This is a genomic window from Bartonella sp. AP57NXGY, from assembly GCF_042195805.1.
Classification (GTDB): Bacteria; Pseudomonadota; Alphaproteobacteria; order Rhizobiales; family Rhizobiaceae; genus Bartonella.
Genome location: NZ_JBHIOZ010000365.1, coordinates 1 through 1,044 on the forward strand (window position 1 = coordinate 1; position 1,044 = coordinate 1,044).

Consider the following 1,044-nt stretch of genomic DNA (forward strand, 5'->3'; position numbering starts at 1 on the left):
CTTCTTCATCCCATTGTTTAATCCATTTTGGCGATATTTTTTGAGTTTTTTTAACAAGCCTTTGTTCCCATTGTGCAATAATATCTTGGTATATCGCGCACTCTCGATCTTTTAGCTGCCATAATTTCTCATATTGCTCAAGTTGTTCACTTAATTGCTTTTTCTGATAATTTGCTAACCAAAGACTATAGATTATGCTCCCTATTATAACTATTCCTACTATAACTATGAAAGTATCGTGATCACTCATTCTTGCTTTCTTTTATTCTCACCAGTATTTAACGCAGCTCTTTTATCGATCCCTCGATATTGTATCAATATGTATATAATTGATTCAGGATTTGCTATATATTCTATTTTTATGAAAAAAATAAACAAAATATAGATATTTTTATTGGTAAAATAAAACAATTTGTATTTAATTGTACTGCTCTAATGATTTATGCACTTTTAAGAAGAGCTTTATAATTCTTAAAATGCACTCCCACAATATTGGTTCAAAGTACTCAAAAGCCTAACACAGCAAAACATGGCTGCGTGCTCACCTTGTTTTATAAAATTGATAAAAAGCGTCTTTCTACTCATTTATCGGCTCTTTTTTAGTAAAGCGACATCATCATACACTTTCCTAATCCCCTCAATATTACTACAGCCCCTAAAACTTGAGACGCTTCATGAAGAAGACTTATTCTTTCTTTAAGTATTTTTACTTCACGCAATCTTCCCTGCTTGGTATATGCAAGAGACATGGTTTTGACTAATGCAACATAATCAAATTTGAAACGAGAAATTCCATGTAAGATCTTTCATGAAAAACAATGAGTTATCATTATAAATCAACGTGACAGTGCTGTTATGAAGAGAACTCTCCCCTTAATTATTCATAGAGATTAACGTGGCATCGTTTTACATTCTATACACAGAAGTGTCTTTATAAAAATGTCAGGCAGAAAAAAGAACAGCCCGTTAAAAAAGAAAAACATCTCAATGCTTGCCTTTCTTTTTTCCATGAGAGTTTCAAATTGATAAGCCTGTCTGAAAAGA

The 1,044-nt window shown here is 31.8% G+C and carries 1 pseudogene; it reads right to left on the reverse strand.

Going from position 1 to position 1,044, the window contains the following annotated elements:
- Positions 1-250, reverse strand: a pseudogene (locus ACFIL8_RS10875) (hypothetical protein); the annotation flags it as partial.
- Positions 251-1,044 lie beyond the last annotated feature (794 nt).